The organism is Pedobacter puniceum (assembly GCF_009674685.1).
Lineage (GTDB): Bacteria > Bacteroidota > Bacteroidia > Sphingobacteriales > Sphingobacteriaceae > Pseudopedobacter > Pseudopedobacter puniceum.
The window spans coordinates 244,300-261,112 of the sequence record NZ_WKJI01000004.1 but is presented as its reverse complement, the minus strand read 5'-3'; the positions used below and the strand labels follow the sequence as shown (position 1 = coordinate 261,112).

Here is a 16,813-nt window from a genome sequence, read left to right as displayed (position 1 = left end):
ATAATGCCAAAACCACAAAATTGAGAAACACCCAATGCACAAAATTTATCTTAGCTATCCGTTTCATTTAGATACCCAATAAACGTTTTCCTTCTTCCGATATATTTTTATGAGACCATGCTGGCTCCCAAACTAAATTAACGGTGGTTTTATAATCAGGATAATGCTGCTCTAGGCAATTTTGCACTCCACCTACTATACTGGATCCCATTGGACAATGTGATGAAGATAAAGTCATCTCTATTTCAATTTGATTTTCTTTTACATAAACCGCATAAACCAAACCTAAATCCATGATATTTATTTCTAGCTCTGGGTCTATAACTAAACGTAGGGTTTCCATAATTTCCATCTTTAAGAAATCATCTTTTTCTGTAATATCAAACTGTTTCATGACTTATTCTTTTGGGTTTATGAAGAACAACCACCAATACATTAGCAACATACAGTAGCGCAGTTGATAAAAAACATATCAATCCTATTTTAACGAGTAAAGTAGATTTCACCATTAAGCCCACATAAAATATCAAGCAGAAAAGCGAAAAAACAACAAGTTGCACTTTAAGCAAACCATTGTTGTATAAGTTTGCGGGCAAAGGGATATTGCCTTTTCCTGTTAAGTGCTCATAATGTTTTACCCAAGCTATATAAGGTAAGGTTTTAAAGGTTTGCCCCAAAATAAGCGCTGTTATCCATCCCATTAATAATAAAGTACCATATAAATTAGAATTTCTGATGGCTAAGGGATTCTCTTTTAACTGATGATAAATGATAAATGGCAATACAATAAGTGCCACTACAAGCAAAATAAAAGATAAAAGCGTATGCCAAATAGGTAAATCTACAGTTTTACGCATTCTACTAAATACACATTCTAAAACATAGGCTAACCAAGCTGTAATACCACAAGCAGCAATTAAAGCAATAAAATATGTTTTAAAGTTAATTCCGGCATAATAAGTATCTATCAAAAACAAAAGCAAACTAATATTGATGAGATAATAAGCCACATTTAGATATTTAACAGGTTGTTTGGTTGATACTAAAAACATAGGAATAAGTTTAGCACTAGCCCCCATAATGAGTAATAAAAACCAACCACCTATACCCATATGAGCATGCATTTTTAGAAATTGAAGATGGTCCTTAGGCAAAAACGGATATCGGAAATTAAATACCATTAGCAGTCCTAAAATAGCCGTTACTAAGAGCCAAATGCTTGCTGTAACCATAAACTCTTGATAAATATTTTGGTTTTTAACTTGTTTAGCTGTTAAAACCATGTTTAGCACAAAAAACACAATGCCTACTAAAAGAAAAACACTAGCGATTTGCATGATGATGCCGGGCTCAAAAATCCAAAAGGAGAACACTAAAAAAATTAAACCTATAAAGAATAAGCCTAAACTTAACCAGCTTAGTTTTATACTATACAAAGTGGTTTCTAAAATTACCGGGAGCAGTTGATAACAAGCACCAAAAATAATTAAAGTAGCCCATCCTAAAGCTGCTGTGTGGGTGATAGCCAATAATTTGGGATGAAAATAATGTCCGTTTAAATCCTCAGAAGCTATCCATAACATGACAGCCATAGCTAAAAAAGAACAAGCGGCTAGGAGATAATGCGTAACCACTAATTGATATAAGGATGATTGGCTTTGGTTAGTCATGATGGAAAATCAAAAGGTTTATATTTTTATCATCTACTCTTTGCATCAAGCATGTAAAACCACGTTCTTTTAGCTGCTCTAGAAGAATTAATGGAACCTTCTTGTGTTTAACATATAAAGCTTTAGCCTGAGGTAGTTTTTCTAGGCTTTGCAAAATGCTTACCATGGGTAAAGGCATTTCTAAATGCCTAACATCTTGTGTTATTATATCGTCACCAAAAACTTGCAGCTGTTGTATAAACTCATCATGAGCGCTTTCAAACACATCATTTGTTTTTATTTTCTCTTTTAGCTGATCCTGTTCTTGCTTGGCAAACCATGTGATAACCAAATTGGGGTTTTGTCTTTCTACATGATGTTTAAAACCTTTTTTGGCTAGTAAATGAATTAAAGGTATGGGTTCAAAAGTATTGATAAGCTTTAAACACTGCTGCTGCTGGAGGTTTTCAATAGCATGAAGGATTTGCTTTAAAGGATCTTCCTGACGATTGATAAACGCTCTTACATCTAATGTTACCGGTTCTAAATCCTGAAAAGGAAAATCTTTAAGGCTTAATACTGTATTATCTTCTAAACGCTTAGCATCATCAATCTCAAAACCTATTTCAGACATTTTCTGCATAAAATCTTCTGGCTTGGTATCTGCAATTTTACAGGCATCGGCAATGCTAACTCTGCCTGCAAAAAGTTTCCTCAAAAGCGGATTTCTGAGTTTATTAAAATGAGGATTTAAAGCTGCTAAAGCCTCTATCACAGCAGAATTATGCTTTATTAATACAGAAATTTTGGTTTGTAAATTAATTTGCCCAGAATTCATGAGGATAATTTTCTATGTAAGGAACATGTAAATGATCAATCTCTTTACCTATAATTTCTAACTCATCTGCAGCTAAAGTAGACTCTAGATAAGGAAAAAATTCTCTTTCCTCGTAACGGATATGAGCCTCTAATAACTCAGCTAGACGCATAAGACCCGCTGAATCTTTCGGCTTTGAAGAAATAAGTTGCTGAATTAATGTTCTAATTTCTTTATGCTCTTTCATTACTATTTTACCATGCTCATCATCAGGAAGCAAGTAAACAAGAATCTGATTTTCTTCTGCTTCAAAGTGTTTAAACAACGCTTCCTGAGCAAAATAAGCCACATACTTTATGATTTCTATTACAGCCGCTTGCTTTTTTAAGCCTTGCTTAATTTTCCATCCTAATAATAAACCATGATGATGGTCTCTGGATAACTCAATCAGATTCTTGTTACGTTTCATATGCTTTTTGGTGGATTTTATTGTTTTCAAACCGCTAAATCTTCCTCTAAGCGAATGGCTTTAGGGAAAAGAATGTTGTTTTCTAGATGAACATGATTAAACAAATCGTTTTCAAACTCTTGTAATTTCTTAAAGAGAATAGTGTAAGATGTGCAGGCATCCTGAGGCAACAAATAATTATGCGTAAGCTCACGAATTTCAGCTAAATCTTCTCCGGCATGTTCATGTTCTACCTCCATAATTTGTGTAGGATTACTTACGCTACCAAAAGGTGCTTCAATAAATTTGGTTTTATTTTTAGCTGCCGATGCTAAAGCTTTAACATGAGGAAAAAGAATTTTTTCTTCTTTTTCAAGATGTAAGCTTAAATCATGAGCTATCCTGTTGAAGATATAAGCAACTTTTATAAGCTCTGGATGTCTATCGCCATGTACACGAGCAACTTTATTTGCGAGTTCAAGAATGAAAGGAATATTTTCTTTTACGTATTGATGATGGGTATTTTCAATATAATCACTTAAAAAAGCTAAATCCCATGAATCAAAAGGTAATGTATTTGCCTGCTCTATATCGTTAATTTCAGAAAGTTGTGCTTTTACGACTTCAACATCAATTCCCTTTTTATCGCAAACTTCGGCTAGTGTTTTTTTACCTCCACAGCAAAAATCTATACCTAACTTTTTAAAAACCTGTGCTTTTCTGTAATCTTTTACAACCATTTCGCCAATGGTTTCTTGCGGCTGATTGGCATCTATTTTACCAATTTTTACTTCCCAAATTTCTGGACCATTGGCTAAATACTCCCATGTAAAAACATGGCCACGCTCTCCTATCAATTGGTAATAAAGCGGTTTTGGATCGTGGTCGTTATGAATAATAAATGCCTCATTTGGATTTAAATCGTCAAATTTTTCAAAAATTTGTGGATGCTTAAATCGAGGTTCAATCTTGGTTACATCAAGTGTTAGAATAGTTTTCATAAAATTTCTTGCTTTACATAATAAAAGATAAATTTATCTTCTATTACAAAAGAGCTAAGAAATTCAGTAGTAAAAAATGATGACCATCACGTTTGAACGATTTTTAGGAGAATAATTGAAGTAATTAGAGGTCTTTCTTTTTGAAGATTTTAAGTGCCAATATCATAGGAATTACAATCCACAAAAGTTGGAGTATTAAAGAAAAAGCTATGCCTAAACCGCTACCAAAAAACTGCTGATATAAGGCCCCGGTATAACCCATAAGGGCAGAAATATCTAATTGCAAGAGAATCAATATCCTAGCTAAATCAATAGGATTAAGAGAGATAATAGCTATCATGGCTTTTTCTAAAGGATAATCGCCAAAAAGGAAAAGAAAAAGCAGTACCAAGCCATCAAAAATAATAGCGAAATAAAACCAAATCATTAAAGCCAGACCTATCCCTTTAGCTTTATCTCTGGTAATGGTTGATGCCCAAAAAGCAAGAGAAATAAAACTTAGTGTAAGTAAAGCGCCGGTAGCCATCATGGTTAAACCTGTGGTAGAAAAAGCAAATACCGCTATGGGCACACAAACACCCAAGACAAAAGCAAGAAGAATAGATGTACTGATACCTATATATTTCCCCATCAGAATATGCAGCCTACTTATTGGCTGTGATACCAAAAGTTCTGTAAACTCGTAAGCATTAAAATAATATGTAGTTGCATAAACAATACTTACCAAGGGCACAATAATGAGCATGACTGTTGTAATACTTACCAAACCTTTAGTAACATCGGCATCAGCCATAAAAATGCTGGTACAAATAATGGCAAGAAGTAAGGTATAAGCAAGTAAAACCTTACTTTTAAGAATATCAAAAATGATATATTTAGCTATTTTAAACATCATGATGCTAAAATTTTAGTTAAGGCTTTGCCTAATTTTTCTTCGCCTGTGCTAGATTTAATTTGGCTAAGTGGCATAAAGAATTTTACTTGTCCTTCAAATAAATACATCACTTCATCTGCAATTTCATCAACCTCGCTCATGATATGTGAAGTAATAAGAATTAATTTCCCTTTCGCCTTTTGCTCCTGTATTTTTTCTTTCAGGATTTCTGCTGCTAAAGGATCTAAACCTGCTGTTGGTTCGTCAAGTATTAAAACATCCGGATTAAATAAACAAGCTAGGGCAGCGCTTACTTTTTGTCGCGTTCCGCCAGATAAGGTATGCATGGCTTTGTTAAACATGCTTTGAAGTTGAAAAGCTGCTATCAAACTTTCATCTAAACCGCTATGCTTTTTCCTGATATCCTGCATCATTTTCAAAAGCTGTCCTATTTGCATATGATCTGGATAACGCCCAATTTGAGGCATATACCCAATATTTTCTTTGTATTGATAGGTGTTCACAACAGGAGAACCTTTAAAAAATATCTCGCCACTATCTGGTATAACCATACCTAAAATAGATTTGATTAAAGTGGTTTTACCTGAAGCATTTGGACCTAAAATAGATACTACCCTACCGCCATTAAAACTACAGTTTAAGCCTTTTAAGACATTGAGTTTGCCAAAAGACTTTTTAAGATTGGAAATTTTTATAAGTTCTTCCATGGTTTCATTTTTGGTTGTACATCTTTAACAGATTCTGGCGTTACCGATGGTATAGAGCGCTCTACTTTATCCATCAGATTAATGATAAAACTCCTCATCAGCATAACACTTTGTGGTATTTGCTCCATAATTTGTGCATATAAACTGATGGGGCGGTAGGGAATATCACCTATGCCGTTTTTATTTAAATCATAACCTTCGTATTTATCCCAATAATTATGTTCAAAATGGTTGAGGTTAAGGGTTCCGTTGGTACTTACATCAAAAGAATTGGCAATGAAATTATTAGCTATAAACTTGCTATTTATGCAATTGGCTAATACTCTTATGGCCCATCCGTTATTATTAAAATTGTTTTTACTGATGCTTATTTCCTCGCAAGCTTCCATATAAACACCCGTGGTATTTCTTATGAAATTGTTATTACTTATTTGACTGTAAGAAATATCTTTTAGCAACAAACCGTAAATAGAACTCCCCCAGTTTTCTTTAAAGACATTGTTTGTCATTTTTATGCGTTTAGAATACATCACCGCAACACCAGAACCATTGTTTTTAAAGGTATTGTATTGATAAACATCATCATCAGAAAACATAAAATGTAAGCCGTATCTAAAATTTTTCTCGCTTAAATTGTGGTGTATTAAACTGGCTTTCACAAACTCGAAATAAATCCCATCCCGGTGGCCGGTTACATAATTATTTTTGATGGTGATGTGGTTAGATTTCCAAAGGTGAATGCCATTGCCAGATTCCATTTGTATGGCACTACCTTTACACTCGTTATTTAAGATTTGGATATTTCTAGAATCTGAAACATATATCCCAAAAAAATTATGGAGTAATTTATTGTTACTGATGGTTACATAAGCCGTATGATGCAAACGTATACCTGCATAATCTCTCATGGCTCCGGTTTTAGAGTTTTTAACAATAAAACCATCCACTTTAACGTGGTGTGCGGTAATGGTTAAGCACTCTTCTTTAAAACCAGCATCTAAAACCGGATAACCTTGCCCTAAAATAGTAAGCTGTTTATTAATGAGGGTATTGAAAGAATTGTATTTACCCGCTTTAACTATAATTGTATCTCCGTCTTTTGCTAAGGCAACCGCATTTTTTAACGACGTTATCTTACCTGCTGGAGCAACAACAATAGTCCTAGAAATAAGCATTTCTGGAATAAACAAACATAAGACGAGCAGTAATACCCTCATTTTAAAACAGTTGAAATTTGTTGATTTTCTAAAAGTTCATCCCATGAGAAAATTTCCCAATCTGGATTTTGCCTATTGTTTTCTGCCAATTGTTTTAATTCAAAAGCCGCTAAATTACCACCCATGGGAGATTTAAAAGCTTTGTCTTTTAAGAAATAGGCTTTTTTAGCATCAATAAAATTTCCTGGTTGTGCCATATTCATTGCTAAGAAAGAAGCTTCAGGAACATTAATTTCCTGGTTCTCTTGAATAAAATCTGTCATGCATTCTATAGCATCAAACTTGTAAATTTTGCCTTTAGCGGTTATAATTTCTGCTGCAAACTTATCATCCATAATACTCATTTTACAATGAGCGCAAGCATCTTTACCATAGCTTATAGGTTCTGGCCCTTGATTGCAAGCACTTAAGCTTAAGCATATCCATAAAAAACAAATTAGTATTTTCATGATGTTAATGATTTAATATTTCTTTCCATAAATAATGTAAGCCCTACCAGTATTACTGCAATTGAAATAAATACACCGCCTATATCTGGAAAAGAACCCGCAAGAAAATTCAATAGTTGTTTGTAGCCAATAAGTGGCGGTTGGTAAGACATCCCCGGCACTTTTATAGCCGCTTTAGGGTCTAGGTTATGGCCGTAATCGTACTCCCATAAATAAAAATCTACCAAACCCACTACAGAAAAAGACATCAGTAAAATAAATAGAAACCATAAAAGCTTTTTATTGCCTATTGTGGCCGTTAAAAAAGCAGTTAACACAATCGCAGTAAAAACATAGGGTACAATTTTAAACTCTATAAAATCTTCTACAACAATATGTTTCATACCGATGTAGTGGTTTAAGCCATTTATTTGGTCAACATTTCCGGTTATATTATTTAGCCAGATTTTTAAGCCTAAACCTTCTGGGTATTGTGGTGCCTCTAAAATGATTTGCCACAAAGGCAAGAAATAAGCACTTAATAAGAGTAACCCGCTTATGGCAATGATAATTCTGGATTTCTTTTTCATGACTCAATTTTAAAAAACCGGGGGAATTTCTCCCCCGACTTGTTGGTTATTTTTTGGCTATTGGATTCTCCCCTATTTTATAGGAAATAGGAAGTGTAGAGCTTTTTGGAGATACCCTGATATAGCCAGACATTTCTTGGTGTAAGGCAGAGCAAAAATCTGTACAATAGAAAGGGAACATCGCTACGCGGTCTGGCACCCATTTTAATGTTGCTGTTTCACCTGGCATCACTAAAAGCTCGGCTGTATTGGCACCTTTTACGGCAAAACCATGCGGCACATCCCAGTCTTGCTCTAAATTTGTTAGATGGAAATAAACTTCATCGCCTAGTTTAATGCCTTCAATATTGTCTGGTGCTAAGTGAGAGCGAATGGCTGTCATGTAAACATCAACGCGGTTTCCTTTTCTTACCACTCTTGCGTCTTTTTCTGATTTAGCAACGTAAGGATGGTAGTTATCTTCTAATTTGAAAAACTTAACTTGATTTTTGGTTACTAGCGCTGCCGGGATAGATTGAGCATAATGCGGCTCGCCAATGGTAGGAAAATCTAACAATAGCTTCATTTTATTACCAGTAATATCTATCAATTGAGCTGATTGTGTAAGCTCTGGCCCGGTTGATAAATACCTGTCTTTGGTAATTTTGTTAAGCGCTACTACATATTTTCCGTAAGGTTTTTTATTATCACCACCCGGAACAGATAAGTGACCAATAGAATAATAAGTAGGAATTCTGTCTATAATCTCTCTGGTAGATAATTTCCATTTCACAATTTCTGAAGAAACAAACATAGAAGTATAAGCATAACCTTCGCTATCAAACTCGGTATGTAATGGGCCTAAACCTGGTTTTTCTACTTCGCCTTCTAAAACGGCGGCATATTTAAGAACTGGTATGCCTGTTTCTAAACCTTGGTCTTCAAACTGTTTGCTTTCTATAGCTTTTAACATTTTTTTGAAGGAAAATACCGGAATAACAGCTGCTAGTTTACCACTGGCCACAATATATTCGCCACTTGGGTCTACATCTGCACCATGCGGAGATTTTGGACAAGGGATATAGTAAACAATACCCGGATAATCTTTAACATCTAACATTAATACATCTTTTTTGATGGTTGATGTTGCAGAGTGTGTTTCTTCATTCCATACGTTATGTGCGTATCTGGCAGGTACTTTTTTACCTTTCCCTTGTGCTATAAGCTGTTCTGCCTTTCTCCAGTTTACGGCCATTACAAAATCTTTATCACGCTGACTGGCATTTACTTCTAACATGGTATTGGCTTGCTCTGTATTGTAAGTAGAAAAGAAAATCCAATCTTTAGAAACGCCTTTTCCGGCTCTGGCTAAATCATAGTTGAAACCAGGAATTACCAATTGAAAAGCTAAATTCATGGTACCTTTATCTTTATCTACTTTTATAAAAGATGCAGCGCCTTTAAAGTTTTGTTTGTAAGAATCTATAGATACATCACTATTGGCATCTAAAGGAACACTAAAACGGGTGTTACCTACAATATACTCGGTATTTTCTGTGCAAAACGGCGATGCGTGATTTCCGCCAACATTAGGAAGCTCAATAATTTCCTCTGTTTTAAAAGTAGCGAGGTTAATTCTGGCAATTCTTGGCGTATTATTACCATTAATGAATAACCAGCGACCATCATCCTGTCCATTAGTTTTTGATAATTGTGGATGGTGGGTATCATCCCAAGGGACAAAACCATGCGATGTATTGAGCATGGGTTTGGTTTCTTCTGAATAACCATAACCATTTTCTGGATTTTGAGAAAATACCGGAATCACTTTTAACAATCGGCCAGAAGGTAAACCGTAAGCAGCAATTTGCCCGCTAAAACCTCCGGAAGCAAACATATAAAGTTCATCATACTTCCCTGGCGCTACATAAACCTTTTCGGCGGCATCTCCATCTGCCTCTTGGCTTACTTTCCCTGGTTTACAACCAGAAAAACCCATAGCTGTTACAACAGTAATACCTGCTGCAACCCATAAACAATTAAATTTCATTTTCATGTCTTTATGTTTTAAATTCTATTGTGAATCGTTTTTGCGAAGAAATTCCAGAATCTGCCTGGCTTCATCGTCTGATACATTTTGAAAAGTCATTTGAACTAAATGTTCTTCAAATAAAGCTTTAGCAACAGGGTCTTTTTTGGTCATTTCTTCTGGATTGGTAATCATATTCATGATCCATTCTGGTTCTCTGATATTGGTGATATTTTTAAGACCTGGCCCAACTACCTTATCTGCCGTGGTTTTGTGGCAAGCAGCACATTTAGAAGTAAAAACAGCTTCTCCTTTGGCTGCCAAATCATGATCTATAGGCCCAATTTCTACTGATGTAAAACGCCCTACTCCCTTGCTGTTACTTTTTGCTTTGGTATCTGTAACGGTTGCTTGCTCTGCTGGCGCTTCTGCTTGCTCTTGTGTTGATGTAGGCTTATCGCTACCACCACATGCGTAAATGAAGGTTACTATTACCATCCATAATGCAATTGATACTTTTGTTAAATTTTTCATTTTACCTGTTTTATGAGTTATTAATATGTTCTTTAAATCCGCTTCGGCATTTTAAAATGAAGCAAATTCTATTACCTTTATAATTAAAGACAAAATTATCTTTTATTATTTCCTGATAAATGATTTACATCACATTCTTAGATTTATAAAGAATAAGAGACGTAATTATAATTTTTGCTTTATCATAACATGCTTAACTTAGCTATGATTTTTATACAGAATGATACTTTCAAAATCTTGCGAATATGCTGTTAGGGCAGCTATTTATATCGCTTTAAAAACACAACAAGGTGAAAAAACCGGGATAATTGCTATTTCTGAAGCTATTGGCTCGCCTACACATTTTACTGGAAAAATTTTACAAGCTTTAGCTCGTAAAAAAGTAATCTCTTCTATTAAAGGACCACACGGAGGCTTTTTCATAGAAAACCCAAAAGACATTTATTTGGTAGATATTATAAAAGCAATTGATGGTTCTGGCCTGTTTAGCTCTTGTGTAATGGGTTTAAAAACTTGCTCTGATACCAAACCCTGCCCAATGCATGAACAAATAAAACCCATAAGAACACAATTACTTACAGAGTTTAGTAAAAAATCTGTTGATGAGCTGGTAAAAGACTTTGATAAAACAGGTTACTTTCTGAGATAAAATTCATTTTCTTCTTTTTTTTCCTGAATAAGCCTATTGTTTATCTAATTCAGTGTTAAGAAAATAAAAATCGATTTCAATTTTTGTTAGACATTCATTTACAATACTTTACAAAATTTATTTTTTATTAGATTTTAAAAAAAATAGCTACATTTAAAATTCCTAAAAACCAATTTTAAAAGATAATTTAGAATCTATTATGACCAGATTAAACTGTAGAATTACAGGAATACTAGCTTCGCTATTTTTTCTTGTGTCTTTTTCTAGTACGCTTAAAGCTCAAAAATTTGAAGCCAATCTTGAATCGTTTAAACAATACGAATACCCAGCATGGTTTAGAGATGCTAAGTTTGGTATATGGTCTCATTGGGGGCCGCAGGCTGTACCCAGACAAGGAGATTGGTACGCCCGTGATATGTATCAAAGTGATTATTATGACAGAAAAAAGAATGAATATACCGGAAAACCTCATCCTGCTTACTTATATCATGTAAAAACCTACGGACATCCATCAAAATTTGGATACAAAGATTTATTACCTCTTTGGAAAGCAGAACGATGGAATCCGGAACAATTAATGGCTCTATTTAAAAGAGTTGGAGCTAAATATTTTGTGAGTATGGCGGTGCATCATGATAATTTCTTTTTATGGGATTCTAAAATCCATAGATGGAACTCGGTAAAAATCGGCCCTAAGAAAGATGTTGTTGGGTTATGGCAACAAGCAGCTAAAAAAGAAGGCTTAAAGTTTGGCGTTTCAGAACATTTAGGTGCTAGCTATAACTGGTTTCAAACTAATAAAGGTGCTGATAAAACTGGGCCTTTAGCTGGAGTTCCTTATGATGGAAACGACCCACAGTATGAGGATTTATATTATGCCAAATCTGATGAAAAAGCATGGTTAACTACCGACCCAAAAAATCATGCGAATTGGTTAAAAAGCGTTAAAGAATTGATAGATCTTTACCAACCAGATTTATTATATTCTGATAGTGAATTACCTTTTGGTGAAACTGGCCATAAAATGCTAGCTCATTTTTATAATCAAGATATCGCAAAAAACAACGGCAAATTAGAAGCCGTTTACAATAGTAAGAGAAGACCATCTGAAGGACGTTGGGTGCAAGATATAGAACGTGGTGTGATGGATTCTATCAGTCCGTTTCCTTGGCAAACAGATACATCTATTGGAGATTGGTTTTACCGTACCGGACAGAAGTACCGTAGTGGAACAGAAATTTTGCAAATGTTAGTTGATATTGTAAGTAAGAACGGAAACTTATTAATTAACGTAGTGCAAACTCCAGAAGGAGATTTAGAACCTGATGTTTTAAACATCTTAGAAGAAATTGCCGCTTGGACGCCAGTAAACGGAGAAGCAATTTATGGCTCTAGACCATGGAAAATTTATGGCGAAGGACCATCAACAAGTTCTAACAAACCTGAAGGTAAATTTGGTGGTGTAAGCGATGAGCGTTCTTTTGAATCAACTGATATCCGTTTCACAACAAAAGGCGAAACATTATATGCTTTCTGTATGAAAAATCCTCAAAATGAGATTAGCATACAAGCATTAGGTAAAAACACAAAATACAATAATAAAACTATTGCTTCTATAGAGTTATTGGGAAGCAAAGAAAAACTAAATTGGAAACAAGAAAATGGTAAGTTGGTTATCCAGAAACCAACAAAACTTCCAAATTGGCAGGTTACCACTTACAAAATACAGTTTAAAAACTAAGTTAAAAAAGCCCGAAATTGATGAAATTTCGGGCTTTTTTATGATTAATATTTCACCTACAACAACTTATCTATAGAGTTCCATATAATCCGGATACTGGAAATTAATACAATTAAGCCTACCCCAATAAACATTTTCTTTACGGGTAGTTTTCCCACTAATTTGGCTGCTATAGGTGCCGCTAAAAGACCTCCTAAAATTAAACCTATAATGGTTTCTATATGGCTTGTACCCAACATGATAAAGAAAGTTACCGCACTAGCCATAGTAACAAAAAATTCGGTTAAACTAACAGAACCAATAACATATTTTGGACTTCTTCCTTTTGATATCAAGGTACTGGTAACTAAAGGCCCCCAGCCACCGCCACCAAAAGAATCTAAAAAGCCACCTGCACCCGCTAACCATCCTGCTCTTCTTACTTTTTTAGGTTTGATATCTTTTTTAAAGGCATTGGTTAGAATTCTTATTCCTAAAATAAAGGTATAAACAGAAAGTACCGGACGAACCCATTTAGAATTCTCTTCGCCCAGAGTTGTTAATAATAAAGCACCTACTATTGCACCAATAACACCCGGAATTAAAAGTGTTTTAAACAGCTTCATATTCACATTGCCAAACCTGTAATGGCTAAAACCTGATGCGCCACTTGAAAACATCTCTGCCGTATGTATACTTCCAGAAATAACAGCCGGATTTAATCCGCCAGAAAGTAATAAAGTAGTAGAAATTACACCGTAACCCATCCCTAATGCACCATCTACCATCTGGGCAAAAAAACCAACAGCCACCATAAACAAAAATTGCTTATCTACCTGTTTAATTACATAATCTCTAACCTCGTTAAAGGTAAAATACTCTACCACACTTACTCCTATTATAACTAAAGCTAATAGCGCTAAGCTAAGTGTAGCAATGTTCTTCCATTTTCGTTCTTCTGTTTTAGGTAAATTAGTTTTTGTCTGCGTTGTTTTTTGATCTATCATTCTGAATTGTATAAATGGAAAAAATCTGGCCCTGTTTTTATTCAAAAACAGAAACCAGATTAACCAGCGTGTTAATAATATTTTAGTTTAAAAGCCCATCAAATGTAAGTGCCAAATAATACAAACCTCCTAAAGTTGGTCCGCCGGCGTATTGCACATAATTCCTATTAAATAAGTTAGTACCTCCTAATTTTATATTGGCTTTTGCTTGAGGAACTTTATAAGTAACCTGCGCATCAAAAGAGTGGAATGCTGGCACAGTACCATTTACAAGCGGACTTTCCCACAAGAAAGATTCTTGCCACCTCCAACCAATATTAAATCCTAAGTTTTTAACAATCTCTCTGTTTCCGAAAGATAAATTTGTAGCCCAATTAGGTGTATTAAAACCAGTTACAAATACATCTCTGTTTTTACTTTCAGTAATATCATTATAGGTAACATTACCTGCTATGGTAAACTTCTGATAGAAATTGTAGGTTAAGCCTAATGAAGAACCATAGTTTGTGTACTGGTTTTTTGCATTGGTATATACCCTGTAACGCACTTGCTGATTGTTTCTATTAGCTTGAACAGCAGCTAAAACAGCCTCATCTGAACCTACTGTTACTTGCTGTGTTAAATTGGTGCCTGCTCTGTAAGGTACAGCCACCTCAACCTGACCCAAGAAACCATCATACTCATTGATATAAGCATCAATATCCACAACTAATTTATTTTCTAATAAAACGCTTTTATAACCTACCTCAAAAGAGTTAATACGCTCTGGGCGAGTTTCACCTAAATTGGTAACCTCTAAAAGATCTCTATTTTGCAATGCTGCTGCATTTGTAGTAGCCCCACCTGCTACGCTTCTGTTTACCGCAGCATTAAATGCATTTATAGATGCTAAAGTGTAAGAATTGTCTAAATAATTTAAACCATTGTTGATATAAGACAAACCTCCTACCCTTCTGATGTTTCCATTATTCACATAAGAAATAGCTTCAAACAAGGCAGGGAAACGGTATCCATTTTGGAAAGATGCCCTAAAATTGTGCTTTTGCGCCAAGGTATAAACCGCAGCTATACGTGGGTTAAGTTTAGGATCAAACTCTGGGTTATAATCTAATCTTACCGAACCAAATAACTTCAATTTTTCATCAAAAAAGGTTTTTGTTACTTGCGCAAATGAACCAAATTTCTTGTAATAAACATTGTTTCCGAAGCTCCCATCAGCTAAAGGAGTAGTTCTTTCTGCTATAGGTCTAGAGAAATCTACGAAGTTATTACCATCAGGGATAACCTCATAAATACGAGCATCAGCACCTATCAACAAATCAAATATTTTAACTTTTTCTGATAAATCCCACTGCGCATCGGTATGGTAAGTACGACTTCTCTGTGTTAAAAACGCCCCTCCGGTTGCTGGTGCACCCGGGATAACCGCACCATGATCCCAATTATTAATTTTAATAATCTGGCTTTTTAAAGCATTAAATTGTGGTGTACCAGGCTCTACTCTTCCGGCGTCTGCTGCGGCCCTGCCTATACGTAAAGCTTCTGCTAATGGTGTACCATTGTTTAGCGCATTTTGTAAAGCTGTTCTATATTTTGCTCCCCAAACACTATTTGTTCCACCACTGGTAATATCCAAATTATCAACCAAAGGTTTAATATTATAAGAATCGCCTGTGTTTTCTACAGATAAGTAAGATTTAATAAAATAATTAGACCCTTTAAGCTCTAGTTTATGGTTTTGTACATTTACATTATCCATTTGGATTTTGTTACCACGTTGAAATAAACCATCTAATTTACCAAAGCGATAGCCATAAGAAAGCTCGGCATTATCACTAAATCTGTAATGTAAAGCAGCATCAAATTTTAGGTTATCTACTGTAGGTTGTACCACATCTTTTTCAAAATAACCTGTTCTTCTTACGATGATACTTTGACTTCCTGTTCTACCTGGAATGCTTAATCCAGTAAGTGTTACAGCATTGCTACCATTATCATCACCATATTTATTCCATGCGTCATAAGCTGGGTTATCCGCATCAGCGTTAAGCTCAGGAAAAGAAGGATTAGCAGTATTTAAATTGTTAGGATTTTGATTTGTACGCGTATCAGAAACCCAATCTGTACCTCTCATGTAGCTTAAATTAACCTTGAAGGCAAATTTGTTATTAAAAGCTTTAGCGTAACGGATAGCTGTTTCAGATAAATTGCTAAGCTCTCTTCCTGTGCCTCCCAAATGGTTTAAACCACTTTTTTGGTAAACACTTAACCCTTGATATAGAAAAGGACTTTTAGTTATTAAGTTGGCCATACCATTGATAGCATTCATCCCATAAAGGGCAGAAGCCGCACCCGGAGTAATCTCAACACTGGCAATATCTAATTCGGTTGGCCCGATAGCATTACCGAGCGGTACACCTAAGGTACCTGCTTGCATATCAACACCGTCTACCAATTGTACAAAACGAAAGTTATTAGGTATATTAAATCCCCTGGTGTTTGGAACTTTAAAAGTGATGCTTGAGGTGGTCATTTGCACACCTTTAACATTTTCTAAAGCATCATAAAAACTTGGAGCCGGAGATTCTCTTATGGCTCTGATATCTAATTTCTCAATAGCAACCGGAGATTTCAGGATACTTTCCTCTACCCTAGATGCAGTTACGACAACCTCTTTACCCAGTTGAGTTTGGGTAACGAGCTCTATATTAAGCTTAGAATCTGCATTTTCTATGAGAAATTCCTGAGTTTGAAAGCCAACACTAGAAATAACCAAAGTAAAAGGAAATTTAGCTCTAGTTCTTAGTTCAAACTGACCGGCAGAATTGGTAGATGTTCCAGAAACGGTATTTTTTATAGTTACAGTTACGCCCGGAAGAGGTAATTTATCATCCTGCCCTAGCACAGTTCCGGATACAACGATAAAGTTATTCCCTTGGGCTGATGTTGTTTTGGTACTGCCTATGAGCAGCAGTATAAGTAAGATAGTGGTATATAGTTTATTCATGATTTCTTTTTAATTCTTATTCATATTTCATTTTTCTTTTTTGCGGAGGTTGGCTCTTCTAACAACAACACATTTTTAACATCTTCATAGTCGACATAATTTATATAAACAATAAATCCTACTGATTTGGTCGACA

General features: G+C 35.1%; 16 protein-coding genes. 2 read left to right on the top strand and 14 right to left on the bottom strand.

Translation table 11 applies throughout. The features are described 5' to 3' along the window. Nucleotides 1-67: 67 nt before the first annotated feature. From GJJ64_RS14750 to GJJ64_RS14695, 12 genes are all read right to left on the bottom strand, one after another. Nucleotides 68-394 (bottom strand): metal-sulfur cluster assembly factor, encoded by a 327-nt coding sequence (locus tag GJJ64_RS14750; RefSeq protein WP_229655553.1) that lies wholly within the window; start codon nt 392-394, stop codon nt 68-70. Then, complete coding sequence (locus GJJ64_RS14745) at nt 381-1,670, bottom strand: hypothetical protein (RefSeq protein WP_154288529.1); 1,290 nt, start codon at nt 1,668-1,670, stop codon at nt 381-383. Before GJJ64_RS14745 ends, GJJ64_RS14750 begins: the two co-directional genes overlap by 14 nt. Continuing rightward, complete coding sequence (locus tag GJJ64_RS14740; protein ID WP_154288528.1) at nt 1,663-2,487, bottom strand: DUF2249 domain-containing protein; 825 nt, start codon at nt 2,485-2,487, stop codon at nt 1,663-1,665. Before GJJ64_RS14740 ends, GJJ64_RS14745 begins: the two co-directional genes overlap by 8 nt. Continuing rightward, on the bottom strand, nt 2,468-2,935 hold the full coding sequence (locus GJJ64_RS14735; protein WP_154288527.1) for a hemerythrin domain-containing protein: 468 nt from the start codon (nt 2,933-2,935) through the stop codon (nt 2,468-2,470). Before GJJ64_RS14735 ends, GJJ64_RS14740 begins: the two co-directional genes overlap by 20 nt. A 26-nt stretch (nt 2,936-2,961) precedes the next feature. Continuing rightward, nucleotides 2,962-3,915 carry an iron-sulfur cluster repair di-iron protein gene (gene ric / locus GJJ64_RS14730; RefSeq protein WP_154288526.1) on the bottom strand — a complete coding sequence of 318 codons (954 nt, stop codon included), beginning with the start codon at nt 3,913-3,915 and terminating at the stop codon, nt 2,962-2,964. Between the two features lie 124 nt (nt 3,916-4,039). Beyond that, nucleotides 4,040-4,810, bottom strand: coding sequence for an ABC transporter permease subunit (locus GJJ64_RS14725; RefSeq protein WP_229655552.1), 771 nt, complete (start codon nt 4,808-4,810; stop codon nt 4,040-4,042). Then, nucleotides 4,807-5,517 (bottom strand): ABC transporter ATP-binding protein, encoded by a 711-nt coding sequence (locus GJJ64_RS14720; RefSeq protein WP_039447295.1) that lies wholly within the window; start codon nt 5,515-5,517, stop codon nt 4,807-4,809. Before GJJ64_RS14720 ends, GJJ64_RS14725 begins: the two co-directional genes overlap by 4 nt. After that, nucleotides 5,502-6,734: a nitrous oxide reductase family maturation protein NosD gene (nosD, locus tag GJJ64_RS14715; RefSeq protein WP_154288525.1), complete on the bottom strand. Its 1,233-nt coding sequence runs from the start codon at nt 6,732-6,734 to the stop codon at nt 5,502-5,504. The genes GJJ64_RS14720 and nosD overlap by 16 nt, the downstream gene beginning before the upstream one ends. Beyond that, complete coding sequence (locus GJJ64_RS14710) at nt 6,731-7,183, bottom strand: nitrous oxide reductase accessory protein NosL (protein ID WP_154288524.1); 453 nt, start codon at nt 7,181-7,183, stop codon at nt 6,731-6,733. Before GJJ64_RS14710 ends, nosD begins: the two co-directional genes overlap by 4 nt. Beyond that, nucleotides 7,180-7,752 (bottom strand): hypothetical protein, encoded by a 573-nt coding sequence (locus GJJ64_RS14705; RefSeq protein WP_154288523.1) that lies wholly within the window; start codon nt 7,750-7,752, stop codon nt 7,180-7,182. The genes GJJ64_RS14710 and GJJ64_RS14705 overlap by 4 nt, the downstream gene beginning before the upstream one ends. 46 nt (nt 7,753-7,798) lie before the next feature. Then, nucleotides 7,799-9,787, bottom strand: coding sequence for a Sec-dependent nitrous-oxide reductase (gene nosZ / locus GJJ64_RS14700; RefSeq protein WP_154288522.1), 1,989 nt, complete (start codon nt 9,785-9,787; stop codon nt 7,799-7,801). 18 nt (nt 9,788-9,805) lie between these two features. Beyond that, nucleotides 9,806-10,294, bottom strand: coding sequence for a c-type cytochrome (locus GJJ64_RS14695; protein ID WP_154288521.1), 489 nt, complete (start codon nt 10,292-10,294; stop codon nt 9,806-9,808). A gap of 220 nt (nt 10,295-10,514) precedes the next feature. Between GJJ64_RS14695 and GJJ64_RS14690 the strand changes: the two genes are divergently transcribed. Further along, a complete protein-coding gene (locus GJJ64_RS14690; RefSeq protein ID WP_052176702.1) occupies nt 10,515-10,943 on the top strand; it encodes an RrF2 family transcriptional regulator in 429 nt (142 codons plus the stop codon). A gap of 199 nt (nt 10,944-11,142) precedes the next feature. Then, nucleotides 11,143-12,684: an alpha-L-fucosidase gene (locus GJJ64_RS14685; protein WP_154288520.1), complete on the top strand. Its 1,542-nt coding sequence runs from the start codon at nt 11,143-11,145 to the stop codon at nt 12,682-12,684. A 56-nt stretch (nt 12,685-12,740) separates the two neighbouring features. On the opposite strand, the gene GJJ64_RS14680 is transcribed toward GJJ64_RS14685, so the two are convergent. Next, nucleotides 12,741-13,670 (bottom strand): sulfite exporter TauE/SafE family protein, encoded by a 930-nt coding sequence (locus tag GJJ64_RS14680; RefSeq protein ID WP_154288519.1) that lies wholly within the window; start codon nt 13,668-13,670, stop codon nt 12,741-12,743. Nucleotides 13,671-13,752: 82 nt separating this feature from the next. Next, entirely contained in the window at nt 13,753-16,677 is a 2,925-nt protein-coding gene (locus GJJ64_RS14675; protein WP_154288518.1) for a TonB-dependent receptor, read from the bottom strand. Nucleotides 16,678-16,813 lie beyond the last annotated feature (136 nt).